General features: G+C 45.4%; 24 protein-coding genes and 1 other RNA gene. 18 read left to right on the top strand and 7 right to left on the bottom strand.

Going from position 1 to position 24,500, the window contains the following annotated elements; genetic code table 11:
• Nucleotides 1–24 precede the first annotated feature (24 nt).
• The 4 genes from NIES593_RS16725 to NIES593_RS16740 are packed head-to-tail and all read left to right on the top strand — an operon-like array spanning nucleotide 25 to nucleotide 4,268.
• Entirely contained in the window at nucleotides 25–1,515 is a 1,491-nt protein-coding gene (locus NIES593_RS16725; protein WP_175561165.1) for a c-type cytochrome, read from the top strand.
• A 10-nt stretch (nucleotides 1,516–1,525) separates the two neighbouring features.
• Nucleotides 1,526–1,939: a hypothetical protein gene (locus NIES593_RS16730; protein ID WP_073600668.1), complete on the top strand. Its 414-nt coding sequence runs from the start codon at nucleotides 1,526–1,528 to the stop codon at nucleotides 1,937–1,939.
• 52 nt (nucleotides 1,940–1,991) lie between these two features.
• Nucleotides 1,992–3,425, top strand: coding sequence for a c-type cytochrome (locus tag NIES593_RS16735; protein ID WP_073600669.1), 1,434 nt, complete (start codon nucleotides 1,992–1,994; stop codon nucleotides 3,423–3,425).
• Between the two features lie 42 nt (nucleotides 3,426–3,467).
• Nucleotides 3,468–4,268, top strand: a complete 801-nt coding sequence (locus tag NIES593_RS16740; RefSeq protein WP_073600670.1) for a patatin-like phospholipase family protein — start codon at nucleotides 3,468–3,470, stop codon at nucleotides 4,266–4,268.
• A gap of 63 nt (nucleotides 4,269–4,331) precedes the next feature.
• Here the strand turns inward: NIES593_RS16740 and NIES593_RS16745 are convergent, their stop codons facing one another.
• Nucleotides 4,332–5,366, bottom strand: coding sequence for an N-acetyltransferase DgcN family protein (locus NIES593_RS16745; protein WP_073600671.1), 1,035 nt, complete (start codon nucleotides 5,364–5,366; stop codon nucleotides 4,332–4,334).
• 22 nt (nucleotides 5,367–5,388) lie between these two features.
• The gene (locus NIES593_RS16750) at nucleotides 5,389–6,453 is read right to left on the bottom strand and encodes a dipeptide epimerase (RefSeq protein ID WP_073600672.1); all 1,065 of its coding nucleotides are present in this window, start codon (nucleotides 6,451–6,453) and stop codon (nucleotides 5,389–5,391) included.
• Nucleotides 6,454–6,510: 57 nt separating this feature from the next.
• Between NIES593_RS16750 and NIES593_RS16755 the strand changes: the two genes are divergently transcribed.
• Nucleotides 6,511–7,083 carry an NUDIX hydrolase gene (locus NIES593_RS16755; RefSeq protein WP_073600673.1) on the top strand — a complete coding sequence of 191 codons (573 nt, stop codon included), beginning with the start codon at nucleotides 6,511–6,513 and terminating at the stop codon, nucleotides 7,081–7,083.
• Between the two features lie 453 nt (nucleotides 7,084–7,536).
• Here NIES593_RS16755 and NIES593_RS16765 read toward each other — a convergent pair whose 3' ends face one another.
• Nucleotides 7,537–8,607 (bottom strand): anthranilate phosphoribosyltransferase family protein, encoded by a 1,071-nt coding sequence (locus NIES593_RS16765; RefSeq protein ID WP_073600675.1) that lies wholly within the window; start codon nucleotides 8,605–8,607, stop codon nucleotides 7,537–7,539.
• 52 nt (nucleotides 8,608–8,659) lie between these two features.
• Nucleotides 8,660–9,643 (bottom strand): LysR family transcriptional regulator, encoded by a 984-nt coding sequence (locus tag NIES593_RS16770; RefSeq protein ID WP_073600676.1) that lies wholly within the window; start codon nucleotides 9,641–9,643, stop codon nucleotides 8,660–8,662.
• Nucleotides 9,644–10,083: 440 nt separating this feature from the next.
• On the opposite strand from NIES593_RS16770, the gene rnpB reads away from it, so the two are divergent.
• The 3 genes from rnpB (at nucleotide 10,084) to rnc (ending at nucleotide 11,832) form a co-directional block, all read left to right on the top strand.
• An RNA gene (rnpB, locus tag NIES593_RS16775) (RNase P RNA component class A) lies at nucleotides 10,084–10,515 on the top strand.
• 18 nt (nucleotides 10,516–10,533) lie between these two features.
• Nucleotides 10,534–11,094 carry a tetratricopeptide repeat protein gene (locus tag NIES593_RS16780; RefSeq protein WP_073600677.1) on the top strand — a complete coding sequence of 187 codons (561 nt, stop codon included), beginning with the start codon at nucleotides 10,534–10,536 and terminating at the stop codon, nucleotides 11,092–11,094.
• Nucleotides 11,095–11,124: 30 nt separating this feature from the next.
• Nucleotides 11,125–11,832, top strand: a complete 708-nt coding sequence (gene rnc / locus NIES593_RS16785; protein ID WP_073600678.1) for a ribonuclease III — start codon at nucleotides 11,125–11,127, stop codon at nucleotides 11,830–11,832.
• An 8-nt stretch (nucleotides 11,833–11,840) separates the two neighbouring features.
• Here the strand turns inward: rnc and NIES593_RS16790 are convergent, their stop codons facing one another.
• Together NIES593_RS16790 and NIES593_RS16795 are read right to left on the bottom strand one after the other, a co-directional pair.
• Nucleotides 11,841–13,214, bottom strand: coding sequence for a CHAT domain-containing protein (locus NIES593_RS16790; protein ID WP_073600679.1), 1,374 nt, complete (start codon nucleotides 13,212–13,214; stop codon nucleotides 11,841–11,843).
• A gap of 224 nt (nucleotides 13,215–13,438) precedes the next feature.
• Complete coding sequence (locus NIES593_RS16795) at nucleotides 13,439–14,095, bottom strand: methyltransferase family protein (protein ID WP_073600680.1); 657 nt, start codon at nucleotides 14,093–14,095, stop codon at nucleotides 13,439–13,441.
• Nucleotides 14,096–14,220: 125 nt separating this feature from the next.
• On the opposite strand from NIES593_RS16795, the gene NIES593_RS16800 reads away from it, so the two are divergent.
• The 10 genes from NIES593_RS16800 to NIES593_RS16845 all read left to right on the top strand — a co-directional run bounded on the left by NIES593_RS16800 (nucleotide 14,221) and on the right by NIES593_RS16845 (nucleotide 23,362).
• On the top strand, nucleotides 14,221–16,005 hold the full coding sequence (locus NIES593_RS16800) for a fatty acyl-AMP ligase (protein ID WP_073600681.1): 1,785 nt from the start codon (nucleotides 14,221–14,223) through the stop codon (nucleotides 16,003–16,005).
• Between the two features lie 82 nt (nucleotides 16,006–16,087).
• Nucleotides 16,088–17,026: a carbohydrate ABC transporter permease gene (locus tag NIES593_RS16805; RefSeq protein ID WP_073600682.1), complete on the top strand. Its 939-nt coding sequence runs from the start codon at nucleotides 16,088–16,090 to the stop codon at nucleotides 17,024–17,026.
• Nucleotides 17,027–17,193: 167 nt separating this feature from the next.
• Nucleotides 17,194–17,817 carry a roadblock/LC7 domain-containing protein gene (locus tag NIES593_RS16810; RefSeq protein WP_073600683.1) on the top strand — a complete coding sequence of 208 codons (624 nt, stop codon included), beginning with the start codon at nucleotides 17,194–17,196 and terminating at the stop codon, nucleotides 17,815–17,817.
• A 184-nt stretch (nucleotides 17,818–18,001) separates the two neighbouring features.
• Nucleotides 18,002–18,913: an agmatinase gene (gene speB / locus NIES593_RS16815; RefSeq protein ID WP_073600684.1), complete on the top strand. Its 912-nt coding sequence runs from the start codon at nucleotides 18,002–18,004 to the stop codon at nucleotides 18,911–18,913.
• A 242-nt stretch (nucleotides 18,914–19,155) separates the two neighbouring features.
• Complete coding sequence (pyrH, locus tag NIES593_RS16820) at nucleotides 19,156–19,878, top strand: UMP kinase (protein ID WP_041392607.1); 723 nt, start codon at nucleotides 19,156–19,158, stop codon at nucleotides 19,876–19,878.
• Nucleotides 19,865–20,413 carry a ribosome recycling factor gene (gene frr / locus NIES593_RS16825; protein WP_015142063.1) on the top strand — a complete coding sequence of 183 codons (549 nt, stop codon included), beginning with the start codon at nucleotides 19,865–19,867 and terminating at the stop codon, nucleotides 20,411–20,413. The genes pyrH and frr overlap by 14 nt, the downstream gene beginning before the upstream one ends.
• A gap of 23 nt (nucleotides 20,414–20,436) precedes the next feature.
• Complete coding sequence (gene gloB / locus NIES593_RS16830; protein ID WP_073600685.1) at nucleotides 20,437–21,210, top strand: hydroxyacylglutathione hydrolase; 774 nt, start codon at nucleotides 20,437–20,439, stop codon at nucleotides 21,208–21,210.
• Nucleotides 21,211–21,284: 74 nt separating this feature from the next.
• Complete coding sequence (locus NIES593_RS16835; protein ID WP_073600686.1) at nucleotides 21,285–21,569, top strand: DUF427 domain-containing protein; 285 nt, start codon at nucleotides 21,285–21,287, stop codon at nucleotides 21,567–21,569.
• An 81-nt stretch (nucleotides 21,570–21,650) separates the two neighbouring features.
• Nucleotides 21,651–22,013 (top strand): VOC family protein, encoded by a 363-nt coding sequence (locus tag NIES593_RS16840; RefSeq protein WP_073600687.1) that lies wholly within the window; start codon nucleotides 21,651–21,653, stop codon nucleotides 22,011–22,013.
• A gap of 35 nt (nucleotides 22,014–22,048) precedes the next feature.
• Nucleotides 22,049–23,362 carry a recombinase family protein gene (locus NIES593_RS16845; protein WP_073600688.1) on the top strand — a complete coding sequence of 438 codons (1,314 nt, stop codon included), beginning with the start codon at nucleotides 22,049–22,051 and terminating at the stop codon, nucleotides 23,360–23,362.
• A 155-nt stretch (nucleotides 23,363–23,517) separates the two neighbouring features.
• On the opposite strand, the gene NIES593_RS16850 is transcribed toward NIES593_RS16845, so the two are convergent.
• Complete coding sequence (locus tag NIES593_RS16850) at nucleotides 23,518–24,462, bottom strand: 2-keto-4-pentenoate hydratase (RefSeq protein WP_073600708.1); 945 nt, start codon at nucleotides 24,460–24,462, stop codon at nucleotides 23,518–23,520.
• Nucleotides 24,463–24,500 lie beyond the last annotated feature (38 nt).

Genomic DNA, 24,500 nt, shown 5'->3' on the forward strand with positions numbered 1-24,500 from the left:
AATTTGCATGCAGGCGATCGATTTATGAGCGAACAAGAGAAACAAGAGAAGGCAGCAGGATTTAAAGCGATTTTTAAGCAAATTTTGATGTTTGTGGGTGGAGTCGTCGTAGTTGCGGCTCTCATCGTCTTCATTCTTGTCTTGCCCATAATTAGCAATAACGGATCTGTCAGATATGCAGACATTAACGAACATTTTAAATATGGGTCGATTGGCGGCGAGAAGGCTAATGGCATTCCTTATTGGATCTGGAAAGTGCTTCCAGTCGTGTTTGCCGATAAATTACCCGGCGAAGGGTATACCTCTTTAGGCTTCATTCAAGAACCCGGACAAGATCTTCCGATAGGCTTCTCGAAAAGTAAGATTGGGTTTGAACGGGTCGCTCAAAACTGCGCTACCTGCCATGCTGGAAGCTTGCGAGAGACACCCGATAGTCAACCGCAAATTATTACTACCATGCCTTCAAATACCGTCAATTTGGGGGCGTATATTCAATTTCTCTCCGACATCGCGATCGACGAGCGGTTCAATGCTAGGGAATTGATGCCGCAGATTGAAGCGATAGGAGCCAAACTCAACCCGCTTGAGAAATTGGTTTACCGCTTTTTTGCGATTCCGCAAACGCGAGATGCGCTGCTCTTGCAGAGAAGTAAATTTGCGTTTATGGATGACCAATCAGAATACGGTCCGGGGAGAGTCGATACCTTTACTGGCTATAAAACGCGCCAGTTTAATTTTCCCATAGAGAAGCTCTCAAAAGACGAACTGAACGGCATCGCAGATTTTCCGATCATCTGGCAGCAGAGACCGCGCCAGGGAATGCAGCTACACTGGGATGGCAATAACGATTCCATTGACGAACGCAATAATAGTGCGGCTTTGGCATTAGTTACCCCGACCACCATCGACTTTGATGCGATTCACCGCGTTAAAGATTGGCTCCTAGACCTTCCTGCTCCTCGCTATCCATATTCGATCGATGAAGAATTGGCAGCTGTCGGGAAACCCATTTTTGAAAACACTTGTGCCAGTTGTCATGCATTTGGGGGGTCTGGGGTAGGTAAAGTAGTCCCGATTGAGGAGATTGGCACCGATCCCGGTCGTCTGGATTCTTATACCTACGAGACGCTCTCGAATCAGAATACCCTCTTTACTGACGTTTCTTATCGAGGTGTGGATCGGCGATTTCAACATTTCCGCAAGACGAATGGCTACGCCAATATGCCTTTAGATGGGGTGTGGTTAAGAGCGCCCTATTTGCACAATGGCTCTGTACCGACGTTAAGAGACTTGTTAGAAGCTCCCGAAAAGCGACCCAAGGTGTTTTATCGGGGGTATGACGTTTTCGACCAAAAGAACGTCGGCTTTGTCTCCAATGTCGCCTCAGAAGGCAACAAGCAATATTTTAAGTTCGATACAACCTTACCCGGTAATAGCAATAGCGGTCACCTATATGGCACAGATTTCTCGTCCGAAGACAAAGAGGCATTGGTTGAGTATATGAAGAAGCTTTGAAGGAGAACGCATGAACGTTTATGCAAAATGGTTTGGGCGAGTTGTCTGGCTGGGGATTGTCGTCAATCTGTTTTTTGTCGTTCCCCTACTTTTCTTTCCAGAAGCACTACTTTCTTTGCTAAGGATGCAAATTCCCGTTCCGATTATCTGGGTGCGTGCGGCTGGGTTGCTGCTTTTAGAAATTAGTATTCTCTATATTCCCGGCGCGATCGACCCCTTTCGTTACAAGGCAACGGCTTGGATGTCGGTATTGGTGACGCGAGGGGGTGGGTCGTCGTTTTTCCTAGTTGCCGTCCTCTTCTTCGGTCAAGAACTGGGGTTTGTGACGATCGCTTTAGTCGATCTTTTCTTCGGAGTCGTCGAGGGCATTCTCCTATATCTTGCCATGCGTAACGAACCGACGGCTGTTAAAGCGATGGGGTGATGGGGAAGACGGGGAGACAACTAACCACTAACTACTAACCACTAACTAAAAAATGGAAATATTAAAGAGTAAATTAGCAAGAGCGATCGCAGCTATCGCTATTAGTCTAAGTCTCCTGGTAGGCGTGGTGGCTTACGTCGGTTGGTATAACCTCTTTCGAGAAGTTCCCACCTACTATGAATCGCCAGAGGAACATTTTAAATATGGTTCCATCGGTACGGAAAATGCCGAAGGAATGCCCTATTGGGTATGGCTGGTACTTCCTCGACTGTTCCCAGAAAAGTTGCCAGGACCCGGTGGCTATACTTCTCTAGGACTGACTTGGGAAGAGGGAAAAGAGACTCCCGTTGGGATTTCTAAGAAAACGATCGGGTTTCCTCGTCAGGGAATTACTTGTGCGGTCTGCCACAACACCATCTACCGAAAAGACCCTAAAGATAAGCCTACTATCGTTCTCGCCGGACCGGCTAACAAATTTGATTCTCAAGGCTACTTGCGATTTTTGTTCGCCTGTGCCAACGACCCCAGATTTACTGCCGATTACATTCTTCCGGCGATCCAATATAATCATCAATTGTCTTGGTTGGAAAAACCACTATATCGCTATCTGATTATTCCGCAAACCAAAAAAGCAATTCTCAAACAACAGCAATCTTATACCTGGATGGATTTTCGACCTAATTGGGGTCCCGGACGCATCGATCCGTTTAACCCAGTGAAGTTTAGAACCCTAAGTCTGCCGCTAGACAATACGATTGGGAATTCTGATATGATGTCGCTTTGGAATCAAAAGCAGCATCAAGGGTTTGCGCTGCATTGGGATGGCTTGGAAACGTCGCTGACGGAGACTGTGAATACGGGAGCGATCGGCGACGGCGCAACGCGAAAGTCAATTCCGATCGCAGATCTCCAGCGCGTAGAAGACTATATTACTCAACTCGACCCACCCAAATATCCCTTTGCGATCGATCGCGCTTTAGCTGACAAGGGAAGTAAGATTTTTGACAATAGTTGTGCCTCCTGTCATGCCTTTGGTGGCGAAAGAACGGGAACGGTTATTCCGCTTGAAGAGGTAGGAACCGATCGCCATCGCCTCGATATGTGGACTCAGCAAGCGGCAGATGCCTATAACCAATATGCAGAAGGCTACGATTGGGACTTTGACAACCTTCGCAAAACCGATGGCTATGTATCTGTCTCTCTCGACGGACTGTGGTTGAGAGCGCCTTATCTGCATAATGGTTCGGTTCCCTACCTAACAGACCTTCTGGAAGTTCCAGAGAAACGCACTCCGGTTTTTTATCGAGGCTACGATGTCTACGATCCAGAAAAAGTCGGCTTTGTTGCCCAAGGACAAGAAGCCCAGAAAGTTGGTTTTAAATACGATACCAGGGTTGAGGCCAATGGAAACCAGGGACATCTCTACGGCACCGATCTGCCTGCCGACGATAAAAAAGCCTTGATCGAATATCTCAAAACTCTATAAGTCCGCCCTACTTCAAGGTAGTAATAGCCTCAGGAGGCTAATATGTCTAATTTGCTCAAAATTCTCTCGATCGATGGCGGGGGAATTCGGGGGATTATCTCAGCGATAATTCTCGCCGAAATAGAAAAGCTGACGCAAAAGCCAATTTCCGAGTTGTTTGCTCTGATTGTCGGAACTTCGACGGGTGGGATTTTAGCGTTGGGTTTAACCGTGCCCAATGCCGAAGGAAAACCTCGATATTCGGCTGAAGATCTCATCGCTCTTTATGAAAACGAGGGAGGGCGAATATTTTCCCGATCGCTCTGGCACAAAATTCGAGCGGCAGGTAATCTATTGGAAGAAAAATACCCATCAGATGGGATTAAAGGAGTTTTAGCCGAATATTTTGGAGAAACTCGCCTTAAAGAAGCATTGACTGAGGTTCTCATCACTAGCTATGAAATCGAACAGCGCATTCCCTTTTTCTTCAAAAGTACTTCGGCAAAAGATTCGCTCAAAACAGCAAGCCGCGATTTTTTCATGAAACAAGTTGCTAGGGCAACTTCGGCTGCGCCAACTTATTTTGAGCCTATTAGGATAGAAACGGATGACTTAGCAAAATCCTATGCGTTAATCGACGGCGGCGTTTTTGCCAACAATCCAACTATGTGTGCGTTGGTTGAGGCGAAAACCACTTTTCCAGATGTCAACGATTTTTTAGTCGTCTCGCTGGGAACTGGGGAACTCATCCGTCCTATTCTCTATGAACAAGCGAGAGAATGGGGGAAAGCCGAATGGGGTCAACCGTTGCTAAGTGTTGTTTTCAGCGGCATCAATAAAACAGTAGATTATCAACTGCATTAAATATCAAATGTAGTGCTCTAGATCCTTCGCTATCGCTGCACGATTATTATCCCTCGAAGCTTTTTAGACAAGAACTCTATCAAGTAACGAGTCAGCCCCAAATCGAACGACATCGGTGCAGGGAAGCCCGGTTTCTTGCTTTACCCGTTCGATCGCTTCTTGCGCCGCTTCTGCATCGAGATGAGACGTGTTGAGCGCGATCGCTTTCACTTTAACCTGCCCAAACGCCCCAGCCGCACTCGCTACCATCTCATAAAGCTTCACGACTTCTGTTAATGGCGGGATTAAAATATCTGGTAAATCCCGGATATGCTTTTGTCCTGCCCGATGAACCAAAACCAATCCTGTCGGTTGACTGCCTCGAATCAGGGGTAAGGTAGCAGTGGAACCAGGATGTAGCAAAGATCCCTGTCCTTCTATAAATAGTACCTCATGCTCGTCTTCCCAATCGAGTACCATCTGTTCCACCGCCCCAGCCGCAAAATCGACTCGCACGGCATCGAGGGCAATTCCATCCCCGGCGATCGTCAATCCGCCTTGTCCGGTTGCTAGAAACTTAGATTTAATTCCCCGTTTCTGTGCGGCTCGATTTAACTCTATACTGGTTGACATCTTGCCGATCGCCATATCCGTACCAACTGTTAAAATCCGCTTACCTAAAAGCGATCGCGCCTTTCCTTGACCGATGTGCAATTCTTTCGGTTCCTGACGAATATCCCAAATCCACTGCCCTTCGCGCAACTGTCCGAACCGATTTGCCATTGGCGTATGCAAACCGTTTGCTATAGATAACCCGGCAGCAATACCACATTTGATTTCTTCCCACCAAGCATCGGGTAATGCACCTCCCGATGGGGCAATGCCGATTAATAAAACGTCGGGATTGTAGCGCAATGCCTCTGTCACATTCCCCACAATGGGAATGTCTTTCTCAATCCCCGTCAAGGCAGCTAAAGACTCTCCGGCACATTGCGCGTCGATCGCCGCTACGACGGTTGCTTCTCCGTAGCGCAAATATGCCAACCCCGTTTTTCCATGAGTTCCGCGAATTCCTTCGTGGAGTAATATGGCAACTCGATTCTGAGCCACTATTCGCATAAGTTTAGTACTATTTCAATGGTTATTGACATGGTGCTAAATTCCTACGATACTGCACTCCCAATCCTGGTAAATCGTTGGGAAGCAAGCGCCCTTCCTCTAAGATAGCCCCGGCAAAAGGATCGTCAGCTAAATTGAGATGGCTGTCCAAGTCAAGATAATCTGCTAAAGGAGCGAGGTGAGACATAGCTGTATTGGCTAAACTGCTATCGGAATAGCAGCCAAACATGATTTGTAACCCGCACGCCTTCGCTACATGGATCGATCGCATTACTTCGGTTAAACCGCCCGCTTTCATCAGTTTGAGATTAATTCCGTCTGCATAGTTGGCAAGTCGGGGAATATCGCTACTGGTAAAGCAACTCTCATCAACAAAGATCGGGATGGGCGATCGCGATCGCAATTGTAACAAATCTTTCTCTTCTCCTACTGGCAATGGTTGTTCTACATACTTAACCCCTTGCTGTGCCAGCCAATCGCACATTTCTATTGCCCCTTCGAGATTCCATCCCCCATTGGCATCTACGGTTAATTGGGCACGGGGGGCTTCCTCGCGAATTGCCAGCAACATTGCCCGATCTGCTTCAATTCCTTCTGGACTTCCTAGTTTTACTTTCAATACTTTTGCCCCCATCAATGCTATCCACTCCTTAACCCGTTTTCTAGCCCCTTGAGGCGTATTAATTCCAATTGTCACCGAAGTTGGTACGATGCGATCGCGATTTAATCCCCACAATCGCCACAAGGGTAAACCCGCCCGTTTTCCCAACCAGTCGTGGAGTGCCGTGTCGATGGCTGCCCGCAGCGATGAAGCCACCTGCATTTCTTGGAGGATTTTTTCAATTTCTTGTCGATCTAGCAAGCTATATTTTTCTAAAGTTGGGATAATTGACTCTAATTCTTTTAAAAGTTCGTCGGTATTTTTGCGATCCTCTCGAACGATAGAAAATGGTGAAGCTTCTCCCCATCCTTCAATCTCATCTTGTTCGATCCGAACTAAAATATTTGTTGTTTGAGCCGTTGTACCGCGACTAATCGTTAACGGAAACCGCTTATTAACGGTAAAAGTTTCAAGAAAAATTTGCATCTTGAATTTTCAAAGATTTTATGGATAATTTAATTATTGCTTAAGTCGCGACTGCAGATGAAAGAAATTCATAAGTGGAAAATTCTTAATTCTAAATGGGTTATTAACAATCAGTGGTGCAAGGTTAGGCAAGATAAAGTAGAGCTAGCAAATGGAAAAATCATCGACGACTACTTTGTCAACGTTAGACCAGAAATTACTGTTGTTTTACCCATTACCAAACAAAAAGAAATTGTTTTTGTTCGTCAATATCGTCATGGCATAAAAGATATCTTATTAGAGCTTCCAGCAGGAACTTTTGACGGGCAGAAAGAAGATAGTTTAATTGCAGCTCGTCGCGAACTAGAAGAAGAAACAGGCTATCTTGCCGAGCGATTAATTAAATTAGCAACTATATACGACAATCCCGTTAAAGACACCAATAAAATTCATATTTTTATTGCGCTTAATGCCTCGCCTATTGGCAAGCAAAGTTTAGATGATACGGAGGATATCGAAGTAGTTTTAATTCCTATCGAAGAGGTAAAACAAAAGATAACTAGCAAAGAAATTTGTGTTGCTGGAACAATTACAGCAATTTTTCTAGGATTAGATTTTCTGGAGAGTAAGAATCATCCCAATGTTGATTAATTAATCGAGAGAGAAATGCTATTTTGGATTGTGGATTTTGAATTGTGGATTTTGAATTATGAAATACTGTTCTTATTTTTGAATTTTGGCGAAGCCGCCACATGCTCCCGGACTGCTTTCGAGAAAACGGCGCATAAAAGGATGGTGAAAGACTATTTTCATTAGATTTTGGGTAATCCATCGATCGCAATCATTTTTTAAATTAGGAATGGGTGGATACTTTAAAATTAATGTATAATATCCAGTGCGATCATCTTGCTCGCTTTTCAAGACAAACTAACTATTAGGCTAATTAAACGGATTTGATATCACCCGCCAAGAAATTAATTGTCCAGCGAAATTTGAAGCTTCTGCAAAAGTTCTCTTGAAATTCTATAATCTCTGGAGCACTTTTACCAGGATTGGATTTTCTTGAGAGTAAATAAATTCACCCCGATCGCTCTTAACTAGCTGTTAGTTAACAGCCAATTCCTCGCTACTCAATGTCGAGATTTCCTTTAATTTTTCTGCTACTTTACCTTGAACTAACATCGCCTCTGCTAAGGCAAAACCGGTTTTTAAATCTTCGCAAACGCCACATCGCCAGAGATAAAACCCACCATTGAAAATAGCTGCATCCATCAGTTCGCAGGGTTGGGCTTGCAATACCGATCGCATCTGTTCGATTGCTTGGTCTGTCGATTCGAGAGGCACGTCTTTGGAACTGAAATCGTAATCGCGAGGGTTTAATAACAGACGCTCAAATCTAGGCGGATCGGTAGGTTGTCCTAAACCGATAATAGCAGTGCGGCTGCAAGCGAGATCGCAACTTCCTTCCAAGCCTTTGACCGTCGTATAGTAATTAATGCCCCGCATGGGAAGGGTTTCTTGAAAACGTTCTTCTGTGGGAGGATGAACGAATCCGGCGACGAGATGAACCTTGCCTTCACAGGGCGACCAAATTAATTCTGCCGTGGCGAAAGGAGGGCGTTTGCCAATTTGATCGCGGTAGGGAACGAGATCGTGTGCCTGAGGAAAATGTTTGGGAAGATAAATAAACCCCAGTCCGGTTTTCTTCAGTAGCTGTCGAACTTGCGGGAAGGATAAAGAAGTAAAATCGACTCCCAATTTCTGCCAAATTTCAACCAGAGGAATGCCGTATTTAGTTGGCATGCGATCGCCGCCATGCATCACGACTGGTACGCCTGCTGTGGCTAAGATGAGAGTTGTAATTGGCGTGACGGGAACGGTACGCGATCGCCCGTCGTAGGGAGTACCTATGACAGTAACGGGTTTTTCAAAAGGCAAGTTGGCGACATCGATTTTTGGTCCTAGGCGATCGTAGGCATCTAGGATTCCCGCCAGTTCTTCGGGGGTGGGACGCTTGATGCGGTGCGCGATTAAAAATGCCCCAATTTGCGCTGGCGTTGCCTCCTGTCGCAAGATCGCTTCCGTCGCCACCTCTGACTCTTGGCGGGTTAAATTCTCTCCCGTGTGGACTCCACTGCCAATTTTTTTGAGTAGTTCTCTAAATATATTGCTCATCAGGGATCGGTTTTCAATAGAGACGAGTCGGATCGCCTCTGTACATTAACTATCAGCGTACTAAAAATAATTTGCCGTCGATCGAGTGTTGATGTTCGGCGGCATGGGTTAATTGTCGGACTAAATGGCAAAAGTGAGCAATAGGGGGAATTTGCAAGCGATCGCTGGTAGTGACTAATACGACTTGACGGGTTAAACTGCTTTTGAATCTGCCATTAGACACGACTGTAGCGGCGGAGTCGGTGGGCGGGGCGATCGGGCGCACGGCTAGGGTAGGATCGTGATAAGCTTCTACTAAGGCACTTTTGGGCAGCAGGGCAATCATTTCTCCCTGCCTTACCACGCCCCGGAAGGCATCGAGCGTGTTCAGTTCCATCACGGCTTTGAGAGTGGCATTTTGGCGGGAAAACCATTCTTGTACCAACCTTTGCATTCCATAGCCGTCTTTAAAAACGACTTGGGGACAATGCACCAATTCCGACCAAGGAACTTGTTCGTACTGCGTCAGAGGATGGTCGCCTGCCATTAAAATTTCGATGTCTTCTTCGTAGAGTAACTCGACGACGACTTCGGGACTCGACTTTAAAAAGCAATTGTTCATGACGATCGCTACATCGACTAAACCATCTCGCAGGACTTTTAGAGCGCGATCGCTTCCCAATGCCGTTACCCGCAGTTGAACTTCTCGATAGTTGCGGCAAAATTGTTGTAAAACGGGAGGTAAGTAATAGGAACAGACGGAGTGGATCGCGGCAACGCAGATTTCTGGCTGTTTTCCAGCTTGTAGGTCGGCGATTTCTTGAGTAACCGTCGCCCATTCCTGGCAAATTTTTCGAGCGCGAGGCAATAGTTTTTCTCCTGCCAGGGTGAGTTTAGCTTGAGAGGTTCGATGAAACAGGGGCATACCCAAGTCCTGTTCCAACGCCTGAATTTGTCGGCTAATGGTAGACTGGGTTACGCCACATTTGTGCGCTGCTTGTCCGAAATTCCCCGTTTCTGCAACTGATAAAAAAGCCTGTAACTGCTCGATCCGCATTATTTAGCTTTGCTTGCTCCCATTATTGTCATAATTTTTTGAAGATAGCGAATTTAGTATTTGAGTTCGGTAGAAATTGATACATCTAATTGTTTTATACTAGCCGTCTTCATGCTCAAACGCCCCCTGAAAGCAGTTTCTGTTCCTGAAACTCCAGCAGAACTGACGCACAGAAATTAGGTACAGATCTTTTGAATAGAGACGCAAGCGATCGCGTTCCGTTTAACCCCGTCAGCTTATACCAATTTTCAGGTTTTCGCGATCGACATTCTTCTCCCCTCTCCCAGTTTGGGAGGGGGTTTGGGGGTGAGGGCAATCGACTATCTGTGTCATTAATGAATGAAAAATGGTATTATTACTCTCATCAGGCGAAAAAAGACCAGTTTATCCAACGAACAAATGCCGATCGCTTCATCGTCGTTCATACTATAAAGTAGGAGAGAGTAAGCGAGGTGGTTGCGGATTGGCAAAATTTGCCAGTCTGAGGAAAGTCCGGACTCCCGAAAGACCAAACTTGCTGGGTAACGCCCAGTGTGCGCAAGCGCGAGGATAGTGCCACAGAAACATACCGCCAATTAGTCATTTGTCATTTTGTTTTTTACAAAGGACAAAGGACAAAATTGGTAAGGGTGCAAAGGTGCGGTAAGAGCGCACCAGCAGCATCGAGAGGTGCTGGCTCGGTAAACCCCGGTTGGGAGCAAGGTCGAAGGGACTACGGTTGGTCTTTTACCAGTCCCGCTTCTAGAGAACCGCTTGAGGTGTCTGGTAACAGACATCCCAGATAGATAACCGCCGGTGCAACAGTTAGCCGATTGCTGTAAGCTAAGCTACTGGTTACACTAACAGAATCCGGCTTACGTCCTACTCTCTCCTTTTGTTTCTCTGTAGCTATGAAAGCTCAATTCTTTTCTCGATCGGCAATTGTTCTATCGATCGCAGTTGCTGGGTTGGCAGCCTTCCCAGCTTGGGGAATTCCTTTTAAAGAAATCCCCGTCCATCGATACATCGCTCACTACGATATCGACGAACTCGAAGGCGTTGAAAAAGCGATTCGCGCCAATCCTAACGACGCGAATGCTTACATGCATCGCGGCATGATTCGTTCTCACAGCCAAGAAGACTTTCCAGGCGCGATCGCAGATTTTAGTCGGGTCATCGAACTCGATCCCAATCGCGCAGAGGCTTATAACTACAGAGGAACTTCCTATTTCTGGCTTAAAAAATTTCGACAAGCCTTAGAAGATTATAACCAAGCAATTCGTCTCGACCCCAAACTGACTATCGCCTACTATAATCGCGGCTACGTTCGCATAGAACTGGGCGATAAGAAGGGGGCGATTGCAGACTTTCGCCAAGGTGCCGCTCTATCCAAACAAGAAGGCGATATGATGTCCTACGAGCAAGCCTTAGAAATTATTCAAGACTTAGAACAATCCCAAAAACCCGATTAGGGTATAGTTACACCCTATCTCGCTTCCAATATGATTTTCGATCCTCGACGCAGCAAGCAGTTACAAACATTAGTGCAAAAATTGGGATTACCTGCAACAGCCCCCGTTAATTGGTCGCTGCTAGATTTAGCTTTAACCCATCCGAGTATTTCTAAAGAAAGAAATTATCAGCAGCTAGAGTTTGTTGGCGATGCAGTGGTGCGACTGGCGGCGGCTGAAGTGCTGCTAGAAACTTATCCCGATGCTGCCGTCGGAGAATTTGCCGCCGTGCGATCGATTATGGTCAGCGATCGCACCCTGGCTGAGTTTGCTGAAAGTTATGGATTAGAGCGCTATTTATCAATCTCTAGCAGTGCTGCTGCCGACAAAGCGGGAAGAGTGTCGCGCTTGGCAGATGCCTTTGAAGCAGTACTGGGAGCGCTTTATCTCAGCACCCAGACAATGGCATTGGTGCGCCCGTGGCTAGACGATCTGCTCAAGGAGAAAGCGGCTGAAATTCGTCAAGATCCCGCTCGTCAAAATTACAAAGATGCCCTACAAGAATGGACGCAGGCGCAGTATAAAGTTTTGCCTCAATATCGGGTAAGAGAAATTCAACCGGCAAACGGCGATCGAGAACGCTTTACAGCAGAAGTCTGGCTCAACGATCGCAAATTAGGTGTGGGCACGGGCAGATCGAAAAAAGCTGCCGAACAAGCAGCCGCCAAAGAAGCATTTTTATCAGTGATTCGCAGCTAACAAAAAACTTACCAAGGACTGCCGATTAAAGTAAAACTCGCCCAGTAGAAGGGATGGGAGAGATTGGTTTCTGGGCTTTCGGCTAAGGCTGGCGGCAGGGAAATATCTCCTCTAGAATTGACGAGTTGCCTTTCTCGTAAATAGACTTTTCCCTTGAGCATGGAAATTTGTGTCTGTCTGAGCGCCTCTGCTTTTAGGGGTATATTTTTCAACTGTTGATAGAATTCGCTCATCAGAGCTAACGTTCCGGCATCGCTGACGTACCAAAGGCTTGCCAATGCCGATCGCACGCCCGATTGAAGGGCTAAACCAGCAAAACCCATCTCGGCAGTGCGATCGCCTACCGCTGTCTCACAGGCACTCAGGACCAACAACTCTACGGGAGGCTCTTTCCAGCCTAGCTCGTTGAGCTGGTCTAGGGTTAATTTGCGATCGGAAAATTGAATGTATGAATCGCGAGGCTTTCCGGGAACAAAGTCGGCATGGGTAGCTAAATGAATGATTTGAAAAGGTTCGCGATCGCGTTGAACTTCTAAATTTTCGACAGTAAATTCTTCATTGAGAATTGTCTCTCCTTGCCAAGGATCGGGAGTAATAGCCGATAATTCTACAGCTACGGCAGGCAAAGAGGCTTGCTCTTTAAATTCGGTAGCACCCATTGCCAAAACTTTTGCATCGCTCAAATTTCCGCGACTTATCGGCGTTAGATAAAAGCCAGGAATTCGGGTGAGGCTGTATTTTTCTATTAAAAAACGCTCCCCATCATATAAGGCAGCGAAGGGAAGCGTCCGCAATCCACCTCCGAGGCACATAATTAAAGTATCTATTTGCTCGGCTTCTAAGTAAGGCTCGATTGGAGAAATCAGCCACCGATGCAATAACCGTGCCGAGGCAAGATAACCGTTAGAAAGATTGCTAAGTTTTTCGACAAAATCTTGGGAGACTTTTGAGAGCGTTTCTCGATCCGCTGCCCGAATTTCTTGACTAACTGGCGCTCCTTGAGGCGTAATCAAAAGCAAATTAAGTTGTTTTGGCTGCGACATTACCCATAGGACGGCGGCTTTTTTCCCAGTTTCTCTACTTATTTCTCTCAGTTTTTTGGCGATTTGTTCGGGAGTTAGCTTCGAGCTGGTAAAATCTTCCTCAAAATATTCCTCGTATTGTTGTTCCCATTGACTTTCAACTCCAGTAATGACGCTGCCCCAATTCTGTGAGCCATCGCTTGTTGCTTTTTGGCGATTGTCTATCGTAAGTCTATCTATACTGCGATCGCGCCCTTTACTAGGAATCGCTTGTGAATGACTGGTGAAGCTACTAATAGCAATGACGCAACAAATTGCTATGAAAAATAACAGAAGTTGTCTGGTTGTTTTTCTCAACACGACTTATACATCTAACTCATACAAGTTTCAATTTAGTAGCTACAGCTACTCTAAATTATGCAAATAGCGCTACGGATCGAAATACTTTTTTAAAAGCAGGATGCGATCGAGATCCATTGTCAGAATTTCCAATGAATGCACTATGTATTATGGCTAATTAAACGGATTCGATCTAATTGCTTTTTTGATAAAGAATGCGATCGCCGATCTAGCAATAATTTTTTTTATGAGGCGATCGCGCCCTTTTTTGTTTCTTGCGTTTTCGTCCCTACTAACTTTGGCAAGAACAATCCCGAATCGGCTTTATAGTCTTCAAATTCTCGATAGCGAGAAAGCGACTTATCTTTTTTGAGCATGTTGGGAACGAAAACGAGACTGAAAAAGAATCCTAAAATAACAAAGGGCAGCCAATGTTGAACCAGTAGAGCAAAGCTGAGATAAATTAATACTTCTCCGAGATAATTAGTATTGCGGCAACGAGCAAAGAAACCTTCTGTAATCAATCCGGGTCGATATTTAAGAGTGTAGTATTTTTGCGCGTCGCTGCTATAGTGTACAAAGACTCCGAATAGATTAATCGCAACAGCAGCAGCAACGAGAGGAGGTGCAGGTTCGATCTCGCGACTGATGAGAATAAAGGGCGCAACCCAATACAATCCCAGCAGGATAAAAGTCGTCATGCCCATCCCAAAAGAAATTTCTTGTTCCCACTGTTTATCGGGATAGATGCGATCTTTGAACAGCCATATGAAACCGTAAGTTCCGTGAAGGGCTAGGTAAACCCAAGCTCCGGTAGTAAAGTTATCATAAACTACCATTAATCCGAGAATGACTAGGAAGGTAAAAGCTTTATGGAGATTGATTGCGTGTTTAATTTTCATCGATCCGAATTTCCAATGAATGCAGTAGTAACGAACGATAATCGCTTTTTTGATAAAGATTGCGATCGCTCTTAGCGTAACCTATCCTATTGAACATCAGTTTCCAAATTCCAGACTCAAGAGGTATGGCAAGTCCAAGAACCAGCTATTCGAGTATTGTAGAAATCTTGCGCGATCGCGCTCTCTCCCAACCCCAGCAAATTGGCTATACTTTCCTCGCCGATGGAGAAACCGAATCCGGTCATTTAACCTACGAAACCCTAGATCGACAAGCAAGAGCGATCGCAGCTTACATGCAAGCGTTAGGTGCCACGGGATCTCAAGCGCTGGTCGTCTATCCCTATCACGCTGGTTTAGAATTCATTGCCGCCTTCTTTGGCTGTCTCTATGCGGGAGTCGTCGCCGTTACCGACAATCCCCCGCGCCACGGCAAAGCACTCGATAAACTGCAAGAACGGGTCATTTCCTCGCAAGTAACCGTCGGCTTGACGACGAAAGAACTTTTAGAGAACATTCAAGAAAAACTAGCCCAAAATCCCGACTTAGCACCTAAATTAGCTCAAATCGACTGGATAGCCACCGATGAGATTTCTGCCGCTAGCGCCTCGGACTGGCACGAACCCAAACTGACTAGAGATACCCTTGCCTTCCTACAATACACCTCTGGTTCTACCGGAAAACCAAAAGGTGTGATGGTAACTCATGGCAATCTCGTGCACAACTCAGAAATCATCTATCAGTCTTTCGAGCATCGGAATGACAGCCGAGGAGTGATTTGGCTGCCGCCTTCCCACGATATGGGACTAATTGGCGGCGTAGTGCAGCCTCTTTATGGCGGATTTCCCGTTGTTTTGATGTCGCCCGTGGCATTAGCGCAAAAACCTTTATATTGGTTGCAAGCCATTACTCGCTACAAAGCTACTACTAGCGGCGGACCCAATTTTGCCTACGATCTCGTAACCCACCTAGTTACTCCCGAACAAAAAGAAACCCTCGATCTCAGTTCTTGGGAAGTCGCCTTTTCTGGCGCCGAACCCGTCCGTGCAGAAACCTTGGAGCAATTTGCTACTACCTTCGAGCCTTGTGGATTTCGTCGGGAAGCCTTCTATCCCTGTTACGGAATGGCTGAGACGACTTTGTTTATTTCTGGGGGAGAGAAAAAAGCCCGTCCAAAGATTCAGTATGTCGATGGAAACGCCTTGGAACAACATCGCGTCATTCCCGTCGAACCTTCCCGAGAAAACGCGAGAGCGATCGTCGGCTGCGGTCGTCCGTGGTTGGGCGACAAAATTATTATCGTCGATCCCGATGCTTTAACTCAATGTCGCGATCGCTGTGTGGGAGAAATTTGGGTATCGGGTGCAGGAGTCAGCAAGGGCTATTGGAATCTACCCGAAGAAACCAAACGCAATTTTCAAGCCTATCTTGCCACGGGAGAAGGACCTTTTCTGCGCACTGGCGACTTAGGCTATCTCGACAATGACGAACTGTTTATTACAGGTCGCATCAAAGATTTAATGATCCTATGGGGACGCAATCGCTATCCCCAGCCAATCGAAGCGACGGTGCAAAAAAGCCATCCCGCCTTGCGACCCAATTGCGGGGCTGCTTTTTCAGTAGAATTAGCAGGAGAAGAACGATTGATTATCGCTCACGAGGTAGAACGAAGCTATCTACGACGCTTAGTCGTCGAGGAAGTCGTGGCGGCGATTCGTCAGGCAATCGCTCAAGAACACTCGGTTGATGTCTATGCGATTCAACTGTTGAAAACGGGCACCCTTCCCAAAACGACCAGCGGAAAGATTCAACGCCGCACCTGTCGGGCTAAATTTTTGGAAGGCAGCCTCGATGTCGTCGGCGAATGGCGCAATCCCCATCCAGAGGAAAATAGAATTTCCTATTTAGGATAGATGGCTTATTGAGTTGGAGAGTGGGGGAGGGAGGGGAGACAAGGGGAGACAACCAACAACTAACTACTAACCAATAACTACTATGAAAACTATAGAACAACCCATCTCCAAACAGAGCCGGGAAACGAGCAAACACTATAAACTTAAAAAGCAACTAACGCCTTATTTATTTTTGCTTCCCGCTTTAATCGTGCTGGGAGTGACAGTATTTTATCCAGCCTTGCAAGCCTTTTCTTTGAGTTTTACTCGTTATGAAGGATTTACCCAACCCCCTCAATGGATAGGATGGGAGAATTTTCAACGGTTGTGGACAGATAAAGTCTTCTGGGAAACGCTAAAAAATACTTTTCTCTATCTCGTCGGCGTTGTGCCTATTTTGGTCGTTGCCCCTTTAGGGCTAGCCATTCTAGTTAACCGAAAACTGGGAGGCATTCATTGGTTTCGGCTATCTTTTTATACGCCCGTCATCATTTCTACTATCGTCGCTGGAATTGCTTGGCGGGCGTTGTATGATACTAACGGTATCTTCAATCAGGGGCTGAAAGCGATCGGTTTTACAGAGTCGATTCGCTGGTTGACTAGCCCACAATTAGCCCTTTGGAGCGTGATGGCGGTAACGATTTGGAAAGGCTTGGGCTATTATATGGTTATTTATTTAGCCGGGTTGCAATCGATTCCCGCAGAACTGTACGAAGCTGCCTCCCTCGATGGTTCGGATGGATGGAAAAAGCATTGGTATATTACTGTCCCGTTGATGCGTCCCTATTTACTGCTAGTTGCGGTTATCTCTTCGATTTCTGCAATGAAAGTATTTGAAGAAGTCTATATCATGACTCGCGGAGGTCCGCTCAATAGTTCCAAGACGGTCGTTTATTACGTCTACGAGCAAGCCTTCACTGCTTCAGATTACAGCTATGGTTGCACGATCGGCTTAGTTTTGTTTTTATTCATTGTGGGATTGTCAATTCTCAACCTCAATTTGTCCCGCCATTCGGGAGGAGAGAGAAATTGGCAACTTTAAGCGAACTCTCATTTCCGCAACCAGAACTTGCAGGTTAACGAAGAGACTTATATTCTTAATTAAGAGCGGATATAACCTGAGGTTGCTAGTTGCAGCAATATTTCTCTAGCTCAAGGCAGTCTAGCTGCGATCGCAATTGTTGCACGAGCTTGAGAAAAAGTAGAGTTATGAATCGGAAAATCAACCAAATTCTACGAGAACTTGCAGCTCGAACGCCTGGAATTGAGGGAGTCGTTTTGGTGTCGTCTCAGGGAAAACCACTCACGTCATCGATAGGTATAGGGTATGAAAGGGCATTGATTACCGCAATTGTGATGCTGAGCTTGGGAGAGCACATTCGTCAGGAATTTAGGTGGGAAAGGGTTCAAAAAATTTCCGTACAAGCAGAAGAAGGTTACATTACCCTAATTCCCTGCTACCAGCAGATTTTTTTGTTGATGAGAACGATTAAGGCTCCATTGGGTTTTTTCGAGGATGACCTCAAGCGCGCGATCGCAAAACTAAAAGCCGAATTTGAGAAAATTAATTCAGTCGAACTGGCACTGTTTTTAGACAATCCCCAAACTAGAAACGCCGACATAACGAAAACCCAGGTCGATTCGGCTTTCATCCACGATTGCCAACAGGAATTAGTAGAATTTATCGGTCCCATCGCTCCGATCGTTTGCCAGCACGTCCTCGCTCAAAATCCCGAATTGTCGGTATCTGACTTCGTAGAAGCCATAGCCAATCAAATTCCCGATCGACAACAAGCGATCGAGTTCCAACAGCGTTTGCTCTCCGATAATTAAGCTCATCGCATTTCACGGGGGATGCGAGCCTCCTTTGTCACTTGTCATTTGTCCCTTGTCATTGGTTGTTTTTCAAATAACCAATGACCAATGACTTTCGCTGATGCTCCTGTTACGTACTTCGCTAATTAGCTGTCAGAATCATACTATTAAAGATTAGAGAAATATAATTTAATTTCGGTCTATGCTCTTACAATCTACTCCAGCCGTAAGGCAATTTCTTGGCTTGGAAGCCACATCGACTTACGAAGCTGCCAAAGTCGTGATTTTGCCCATTCCCTACGAAGCCACCACCACCTTTCGCAAAGGTTGCGAAAAAGGTCCCGATGCTTTGCTAGAAGCATCCGACCAACTAGAAGCCTATGATGAAGAACTCAAACGGGAAACCTGTATCGAAGTTGGGATTTACACCCACTCCGCCATTGCCGATACGCGCCAAAATCCCAATATTTCTGCCGACGAAATGCTAGCAGTCACTACCGAAACTGTCTCTCGCTTCATTGCCGACAATAAATTTGTTATTGCTGTAGGCGGCGAACATGCGATTACGACTGGAGTCGTAAGAGCATACCAGCAGGCAATCGACGAACCTTTTACCGTCGTGCAAATAGACGCTCACGGCGATATGCGCCACGAATACGAAGGTTCCTTGCACAATCATGCTTGCGTGATGCGTCGGGTTTTAGAAATGGGATTGCCAACGCTGTCAGTCGGCATCCGCAGTATTTGTCAAGAAGAAGCACTATTAATCGAAGAAAAACAAATTCCCGTCGTTTGGGCGAGAGATATTACTAACAATCCGAATTGGATAGAAGACGCGATCGCGCAGATATCAACCCCTAAAGTTTTCATTACCATCGATGTAGATGGGATCGACCCCAGTCTAATCCCCGGCGTAGGAACCCCAGAACCTGGAGGCTTGGATTGGTATAGCATCACTAAATTTATGAGGCGAGTGTTTGAAACCCATCAGGTTATCGGTTGTGACATCATGGAATTAGCCCCCATCGCCGATTCCGTCGTTTCCGAGTATACCACTGCCAAATTGCTTTATAAATTAATCGGTTATCAAGCACTTACTCAAGGATGGTTTTAGTCAATGACCAATTATTAAATTTTCGATGAAAGGATTGGTGAGAGTTAGTAGTTAGTGGTTAGTAGATTGTCTTGTTCTTCTTCGGAGTCCCCCGTCTTACCTGCCTCTCCTGCTCTCCACTAACCAGTTCCAACTTCTGAATTCTTCCTTTTTCCAATAACAAATGACTAATGACTAGCGACCAAAAATGCTATGTTTATGGGGAGAAAATTAACAATAGAGATCGTAGTTGCGGCAAAGGCATGACTTACCATCGAGTTTTACTCAAGCTGAGCGGCGAAGCATTAATGGGGGATTTGGGTTATGGCATTGACCCCAAAGTCGTCGCAGACATTGCTCAGGAAATTTCAGATGTCGTTCAACTGGGTACCCAGCTAGCCATCGTTGTTGGTGGTGGTAACATTTTTCGCGGGGTAAAAGCAGCCGCAGCAGGAATGGATCGGGCAACGGCTGATTACGTTGGCATGATTGCGACTGTCATGAATGCCATGACCTTGCAAGATGCTCTAGAGCGAAATAATATTCCAACGCGGGTTCTCACCGCGATCGCCATGCAAGAAGTGGCAGAACCCTACATTCGCCGTCGAGCCATTCGCCACCTCGAAAAAGGGCGCGTGGTAATTTTTGGGGCGGGTTCGGGCAACCCTTTCTTTACCACGGATACTACGGCAGCGCTCAGAGCAGCAGAAATCGATGCTGAAGTCGTTTTTAAGGCTACCAAAGTCGATGGAGTCTACGATAGCGATCCGCACGTCAATCCTAGCGCCCGTCGCTATCGGAGCTTGAATTACGGTCATGTCCTTACCCATGACTTGCGAGTAATGGACGGAACGGCGATCGCTTTGTGTAAAGAAAATAACATTCCTATTGTTGTTTTCGATCTTTCGGTTCGAGGCAATATCCTTCGAGCCATCAAAGGAGAACCTGTTGGAACCATTGTCGGAGGTTTTTGTGAAGTTAGCTGACGTTCAAGAAAACATGCAAAAGACCATTGAAGCTACCCAGCGAGCGTTTAATACGATTCGCACGGGTCGCGCCAATGCTGCGCTGTTAGACCGCGTTACGGTAGATTACTATGGGACTGAAACCCCGCTTAAGTCTCTGGCGAATATCAGCACGCCCGATGCAACCACGATTATCGTTCAGCCTTACGATAAAAGCAGCATGGCACAAATCGAAAAAGCTATTTCAATGTCAGATGTGGGTTTAACGCCGAATAATGACGGTCAGGTCATCCGGTTGAATATTCCTCCCCTAACCGCAGAACGACGCAAAGAACTGGTCAAATTGGCGGGGAAATTGGCGGAAGAGGGTAAAGTTGCCCTACGCAATATTCGTCGCGACGCGATCGATTCGGTGCGCAAGCAGGAAAAAAATCACGAAATTTCCGAAGACGAATCCAAGGATTTGCAGGATCGAATCCAAAAAATCACCGATCGCTTTACCGCTAAAATTGACGAGTTACTGGCGGCTAAAGAAAAGGATATTACAACGGTTTGATCCGACTCAAGAGGAGACTATCAATGCAGGTCAAACGGCTTCTAGCTTTGTCTGATAATTACATTTTTCTCCTCCACGATCGCGAACAAAATACAGCAGCGGTCGTCGATCCGGCAGAAGCTCGACCCGTCCTGCGCTGCTTAGAAACCCTGGGAGCGGAGTTGGTGGCGATTTTCAACACTCACCACCACGGCGATCACGTCGGGGGCAACCGAGAACTGATACAGCACTTTCCCAACCTCTGCGTCTATGGCGGAGCAGAAGATCGCGGGCGAATCCCCGGACAGCACGTGTTTTTGCAAGAAGGCGATCGCGTTGAATTCGCCGGAAGAGTTGCCGAAATCTTTTTCGTTCCCGGACATACCCGCGCTCATATCGCCTATTACTTTCCTCGAGCAACAGCAGGCGATCCTGGAGAGTTATTCTGCGGGGATACGCTCTTTGCAGGCGGATGCGGCAGACTATTTGAAGGCACTCCCGCCCAAATGGTCGATTCTTTGAGCAAACTGCGGGCGCTGCCAGACAACACGCGCGTCTGGTGCGCCCACGAATACACCCAGAAAAATTTACAGTTTGCCTTAACGGTAGATCCCCAAAACTCAGACTTGCAAACCCGCTATCGCCAAGTGCAAGACGCACGCCAGCGAGGAGAAGCAACCGTTCCTTCTCTTTTGGGAATGGAAAAGCGCACTAATCCTTTTTTGCGATGGGACGATCGCGCCTTGCAGTCAGTCGCGAACAGCAACGATCCCGTTAGGGTTTTCGGTCGTTTGCGAGGGATGAAGGATCTTTTTTAGCTCTTTTCTAGCTGCGAGCTAATCTCCCGTCGCGGCATAATAATATTTAGAGAGTTTATTGAGTCAAATTCCTCATGCCAAAAGCAATCTGGAGTGGTACCGTTTTAGCCCAAAGCGATAAGTGCGAAATCGTAGAAGGGAACTACTATTTTCCTCCCGACGCAATTAACAAAGAATATTTTAAAGACAGCAATACTCACACGATTTGTCCTTGGAAAGGAGAAGCAAGTTACTACACCATTGAAGTAGACGGGCAGCAAAATAAAGACGCCGCCTGGTACTATCCCAATCCCAAAGAAAAGGCAAAAAATATTCAAGGATACGTTGCCTTTTGGAAGGGAGTAAAGGTAGAACCATAATTTCTCAAACAAACAACTTTAGAGACGCGATATATTGCGTCTCTACAAAACCTTAAAAAAATTTTGTCAGTTAATTTTTTTATGCAAATAACAAAATGCCTTCATACGGCAATTTTAGTTTCTAATCTGGAGAAAGCCGAACATTTTTATGGCAAAGTTTTAGGTTTATCTAAAGTCGATCGCACTTTAAAATATCCTGGGGCTTGGTATCAAATCGGCGATTATCAAATTCATCTCATCGTTCATCCCAATTTCTCTACAACCCTACCTAACACAGAAAAATGGGGTCGTAATCCCCATTTTGCCGTAGCAGTCGATAACTTAGGCGAAGCGATCGCCCTCTTGCAATCGCAAGGATATCCCATACAAATGAGTGCGTCCGGGCGATCGGCTTGTTTTACTAAAGATCCCGATGGGAATATTATTGAAATTGGGCAAGCGTAATTAGAATTCAGAATTTAAAATTCAGAATTCATCCCATGAAAATTATCGCCTATTCCTACAGCGACCCTCTCCTAGAATCTCCGCCAGATCGATCGATTTGGGGATTAGAAGTCGATAAAATTTATCAAGATTTGGGCAAGCGCCAGCAGTTATTTCAATTATTGGAAGATTGTCAAATAAATACTCCAGAGTACTTATTAATTCGTAACCTAGAAGAATTAGGAGATTCTGTAGAAGAAATTAGCGATCGCATGACTCAACTTGAAACTCTCGGCGTAGCGATCGTTGCCACAGAACAAAATTACAATTCTTCCCAACTAAAAAACGCCGATCCGGCAGATATTAGAGCCAATTTAGCCAAAATTTTCCAGGAAATTCAAAACATACAGTATCATCGCCGCCTCCGTCAAGGGCACGCCCGCAACCGAATCAAAGCTTTACCGCCGCCAGGAAAAGCCCCCTACGGCTATCGTCGCGGCAAAGATCGCTATATTCTAGATCGCAGCACTGCCCCAGTCGTTAAAGAGTTTTTTGAACGCTTTTTGCTATTTGGTTCCCTACGCGGTGCCGTCCGCTATCTAGAAAAAAGGTACGGGAAAAAAATTTCGGTATCTACAGGTCGAAATTGGTTGTTCAATCCAGTTTATCGAGGCGATCTTGCCTATCAAAATAATGAGATTGTCCCCGATACCCACGTCCCCATTATATCGAGAGAAGAAGCGGCTCAAATCGATCGCCTGCTGCGCCGCAACGGACGTTTGCCCTCTCGGACTGCTAGCGCCCCCCGTTCTCTAGCAGGTTTAGTTATCTGTGGGCAGTGTCAATCTCACATGACAATTACCCGCGTGACTGCCAGAGGGAAAAAAAAAGAATATCTCTATCTGCGTCCGATGAACTGCCCTTTGCTTCCGAAATGTAGCGCTATTTCCTATCAGGAAGTCCTCGAAAAAACTATCGATCGCATCTGCGAAGATTTACCTCGAACAGTAGCGAAATTAAACTTACCTAATCCAGAGGGACTTAAAGAAATGCTCAGATCGGAAATCCATACAAAAAAAGCAATTATCGAGCAATTATCTTCTCTAAAAGAACAAGGAATTTTAGATGAAGAAACGGCTGAATTACGCCGTTATAAACTGCAGACAGAAATTTCTCAATTGACAAGTAAACTCGATAGTTTACCGCCTGGAGATTTAAAAGTTATCGCTAAAGCTGTATCTCTACCTCAGTTTTGGCTCGATTTATCAGAAGCAGAACGGCGATTTTATTTTCGAGAATTTATTCAAAAAATTGAAATTATTCGATCTCAATCTCAAACTTGGGAACTAGAAGTCACCTTTATTTTTTAACAGACCCAAAAATAGAAATTCTATTTTGCGATCGCTTCGGGGTTTTATTGAATTTGATTTCTGAACCAATTTTAATCTAAAAAAAGATTGATTTTATTAGTAATAATTTTCTATATCTCTGATAAAATTTTGAGATTTACTAGAGTAAAAAAATGTTATTTAAATTTGACAGATATCTCCACTATATTGTCATCTAAACCGATATATTGAGCGCGAATTATTATTCCAGATTTTACGGGAATTGCTGGTGTCATTGTTCCTAAAGATAATAAATCTCCTTTTTTTAGAAATTTCCCTCGCGATCGCAATTCATCTCGCAACCAAACAATAGCTTTTACCGGATCGCCTAATAAAGTTTTACTCTCTCCAATGGCTAGTTGTTTTCCCTCGCGATCGCGAATAATTAGTTGAATTTTTTCTAACTTTTCTTGCCATTCATTAACCTTAGTTAAAGAAATTATTTCTCCCATAATTCCTAATCTAGCTCCAACATTAATAGCAACTATTTTTGGGGCAGTTAATTTGATATTTTCTGCATAAACTAGATCGGGCAATTCTAAAAAAGGAATAACGGCATCGAGTGCGGATAAAACTTCTTGTGGCGTTCTGGCAGTATTAATTGTTTCGCTACCGACTCTGACCATCAAATCGCCTTCGATTAGAGGTCGAGTGCCGAAATTCGCTGGAACAGTCGCACCACTTTTGAGTAACATTTTTTCTAACAAGATGCCAGAAACGGGGCGATCGCTATTAAATTTAGCCTGTACTTCTTTATTAGTCAGTCCAGCTTTATAACCAACTGGCTTGCTATAACTCGGAACCAGAAGTCGAACAAATTGGTCTTGAACTTGTAAGGCTTGCTCTAGGGTTAAATTATCGGGAAGCGATTGGAGAGGAATTTTTTTGAGATAGCGATCGGCAATTTCTTTAGCTAAAGCTTGAGGATTAAATTGAGCGATCGCTATCGACTTTTGATTTTGCTTAAAACGCGATATCTCTTTTCCTATTTCGGATAAAGAAATACTTGGTGTAGCTGACTGTAAAAATATGATTTGAAGGGCAATTAGAAAAGACAAAACAAAAACTTTATTTGTTTTCATAGTTTGATAGAGTGAGTAAGAAGTAAGATTGTTTAAAT

Source organism: Hydrococcus rivularis NIES-593 (assembly GCF_001904635.1).
GTDB lineage: Bacteria > Cyanobacteriota > Cyanobacteriia > Cyanobacteriales > Microcystaceae > Hydrococcus > Hydrococcus rivularis.

What these genes read in the sequence shown, in the direction of transcription:
- NIES593_RS16725 (WP_175561165.1), top strand. Translation starts at nt 25, where the DNA reads ATGAGCGAACAAGAGAAACAAGAGAAGGCAGCAGGATTTAAAGCGATT.
- NIES593_RS16730 (WP_073600668.1), top strand. Translation starts at nt 1,526, where the DNA reads ATGAACGTTTATGCAAAATGGTTTGGGCGAGTTGTCTGGCTGGGGATT.
- NIES593_RS16735 (WP_073600669.1), top strand. Translation starts at nt 1,992, where the DNA reads ATGGAAATATTAAAGAGTAAATTAGCAAGAGCGATCGCAGCTATCGCT.
- NIES593_RS16740 (WP_073600670.1), top strand. Translation starts at nt 3,468, where the DNA reads ATGTCTAATTTGCTCAAAATTCTCTCGATCGATGGCGGGGGAATTCGG.
- NIES593_RS16745 (WP_073600671.1), bottom strand. Translation starts at nt 5,366, where the DNA reads ATGCGAATAGTGGCTCAGAATCGAGTTGCCATATTACTCCACGAAGGA.
- NIES593_RS16750 (WP_073600672.1), bottom strand. Translation starts at nt 6,453, where the DNA reads ATGCAAATTTTTCTTGAAACTTTTACCGTTAATAAGCGGTTTCCGTTA.
- NIES593_RS16755 (WP_073600673.1), top strand. Translation starts at nt 6,511, where the DNA reads ATGAAAGAAATTCATAAGTGGAAAATTCTTAATTCTAAATGGGTTATT.
- NIES593_RS16765 (WP_073600675.1), bottom strand. Translation starts at nt 8,607, where the DNA reads ATGAGCAATATATTTAGAGAACTACTCAAAAAAATTGGCAGTGGAGTC.
- NIES593_RS16770 (WP_073600676.1), bottom strand. Translation starts at nt 9,643, where the DNA reads ATGCGGATCGAGCAGTTACAGGCTTTTTTATCAGTTGCAGAAACGGGG.
- NIES593_RS16780 (WP_073600677.1), top strand. Translation starts at nt 10,534, where the DNA reads ATGAAAGCTCAATTCTTTTCTCGATCGGCAATTGTTCTATCGATCGCA.
- rnc (WP_073600678.1), top strand. Translation starts at nt 11,125, where the DNA reads ATGATTTTCGATCCTCGACGCAGCAAGCAGTTACAAACATTAGTGCAA.
- NIES593_RS16795 (WP_073600680.1), bottom strand. Translation starts at nt 14,095, where the DNA reads ATGAAAATTAAACACGCAATCAATCTCCATAAAGCTTTTACCTTCCTA.
- NIES593_RS16800 (WP_073600681.1), top strand. Translation starts at nt 14,221, where the DNA reads ATGGCAAGTCCAAGAACCAGCTATTCGAGTATTGTAGAAATCTTGCGC.
- NIES593_RS16805 (WP_073600682.1), top strand. Translation starts at nt 16,088, where the DNA reads ATGAAAACTATAGAACAACCCATCTCCAAACAGAGCCGGGAAACGAGC.
- NIES593_RS16810 (WP_073600683.1), top strand. Translation starts at nt 17,194, where the DNA reads ATGAATCGGAAAATCAACCAAATTCTACGAGAACTTGCAGCTCGAACG.
- speB (WP_073600684.1), top strand. Translation starts at nt 18,002, where the DNA reads ATGCTCTTACAATCTACTCCAGCCGTAAGGCAATTTCTTGGCTTGGAA.
- pyrH (WP_041392607.1), top strand. Translation starts at nt 19,156, where the DNA reads ATGACTTACCATCGAGTTTTACTCAAGCTGAGCGGCGAAGCATTAATG.
- gloB (WP_073600685.1), top strand. Translation starts at nt 20,437, where the DNA reads ATGCAGGTCAAACGGCTTCTAGCTTTGTCTGATAATTACATTTTTCTC.
- NIES593_RS16835 (WP_073600686.1), top strand. Translation starts at nt 21,285, where the DNA reads ATGCCAAAAGCAATCTGGAGTGGTACCGTTTTAGCCCAAAGCGATAAG.
- NIES593_RS16840 (WP_073600687.1), top strand. Translation starts at nt 21,651, where the DNA reads ATGCAAATAACAAAATGCCTTCATACGGCAATTTTAGTTTCTAATCTG.
- NIES593_RS16845 (WP_073600688.1), top strand. Translation starts at nt 22,049, where the DNA reads ATGAAAATTATCGCCTATTCCTACAGCGACCCTCTCCTAGAATCTCCG.
- NIES593_RS16850 (WP_073600708.1), bottom strand. Translation starts at nt 24,462, where the DNA reads ATGAAAACAAATAAAGTTTTTGTTTTGTCTTTTCTAATTGCCCTTCAA.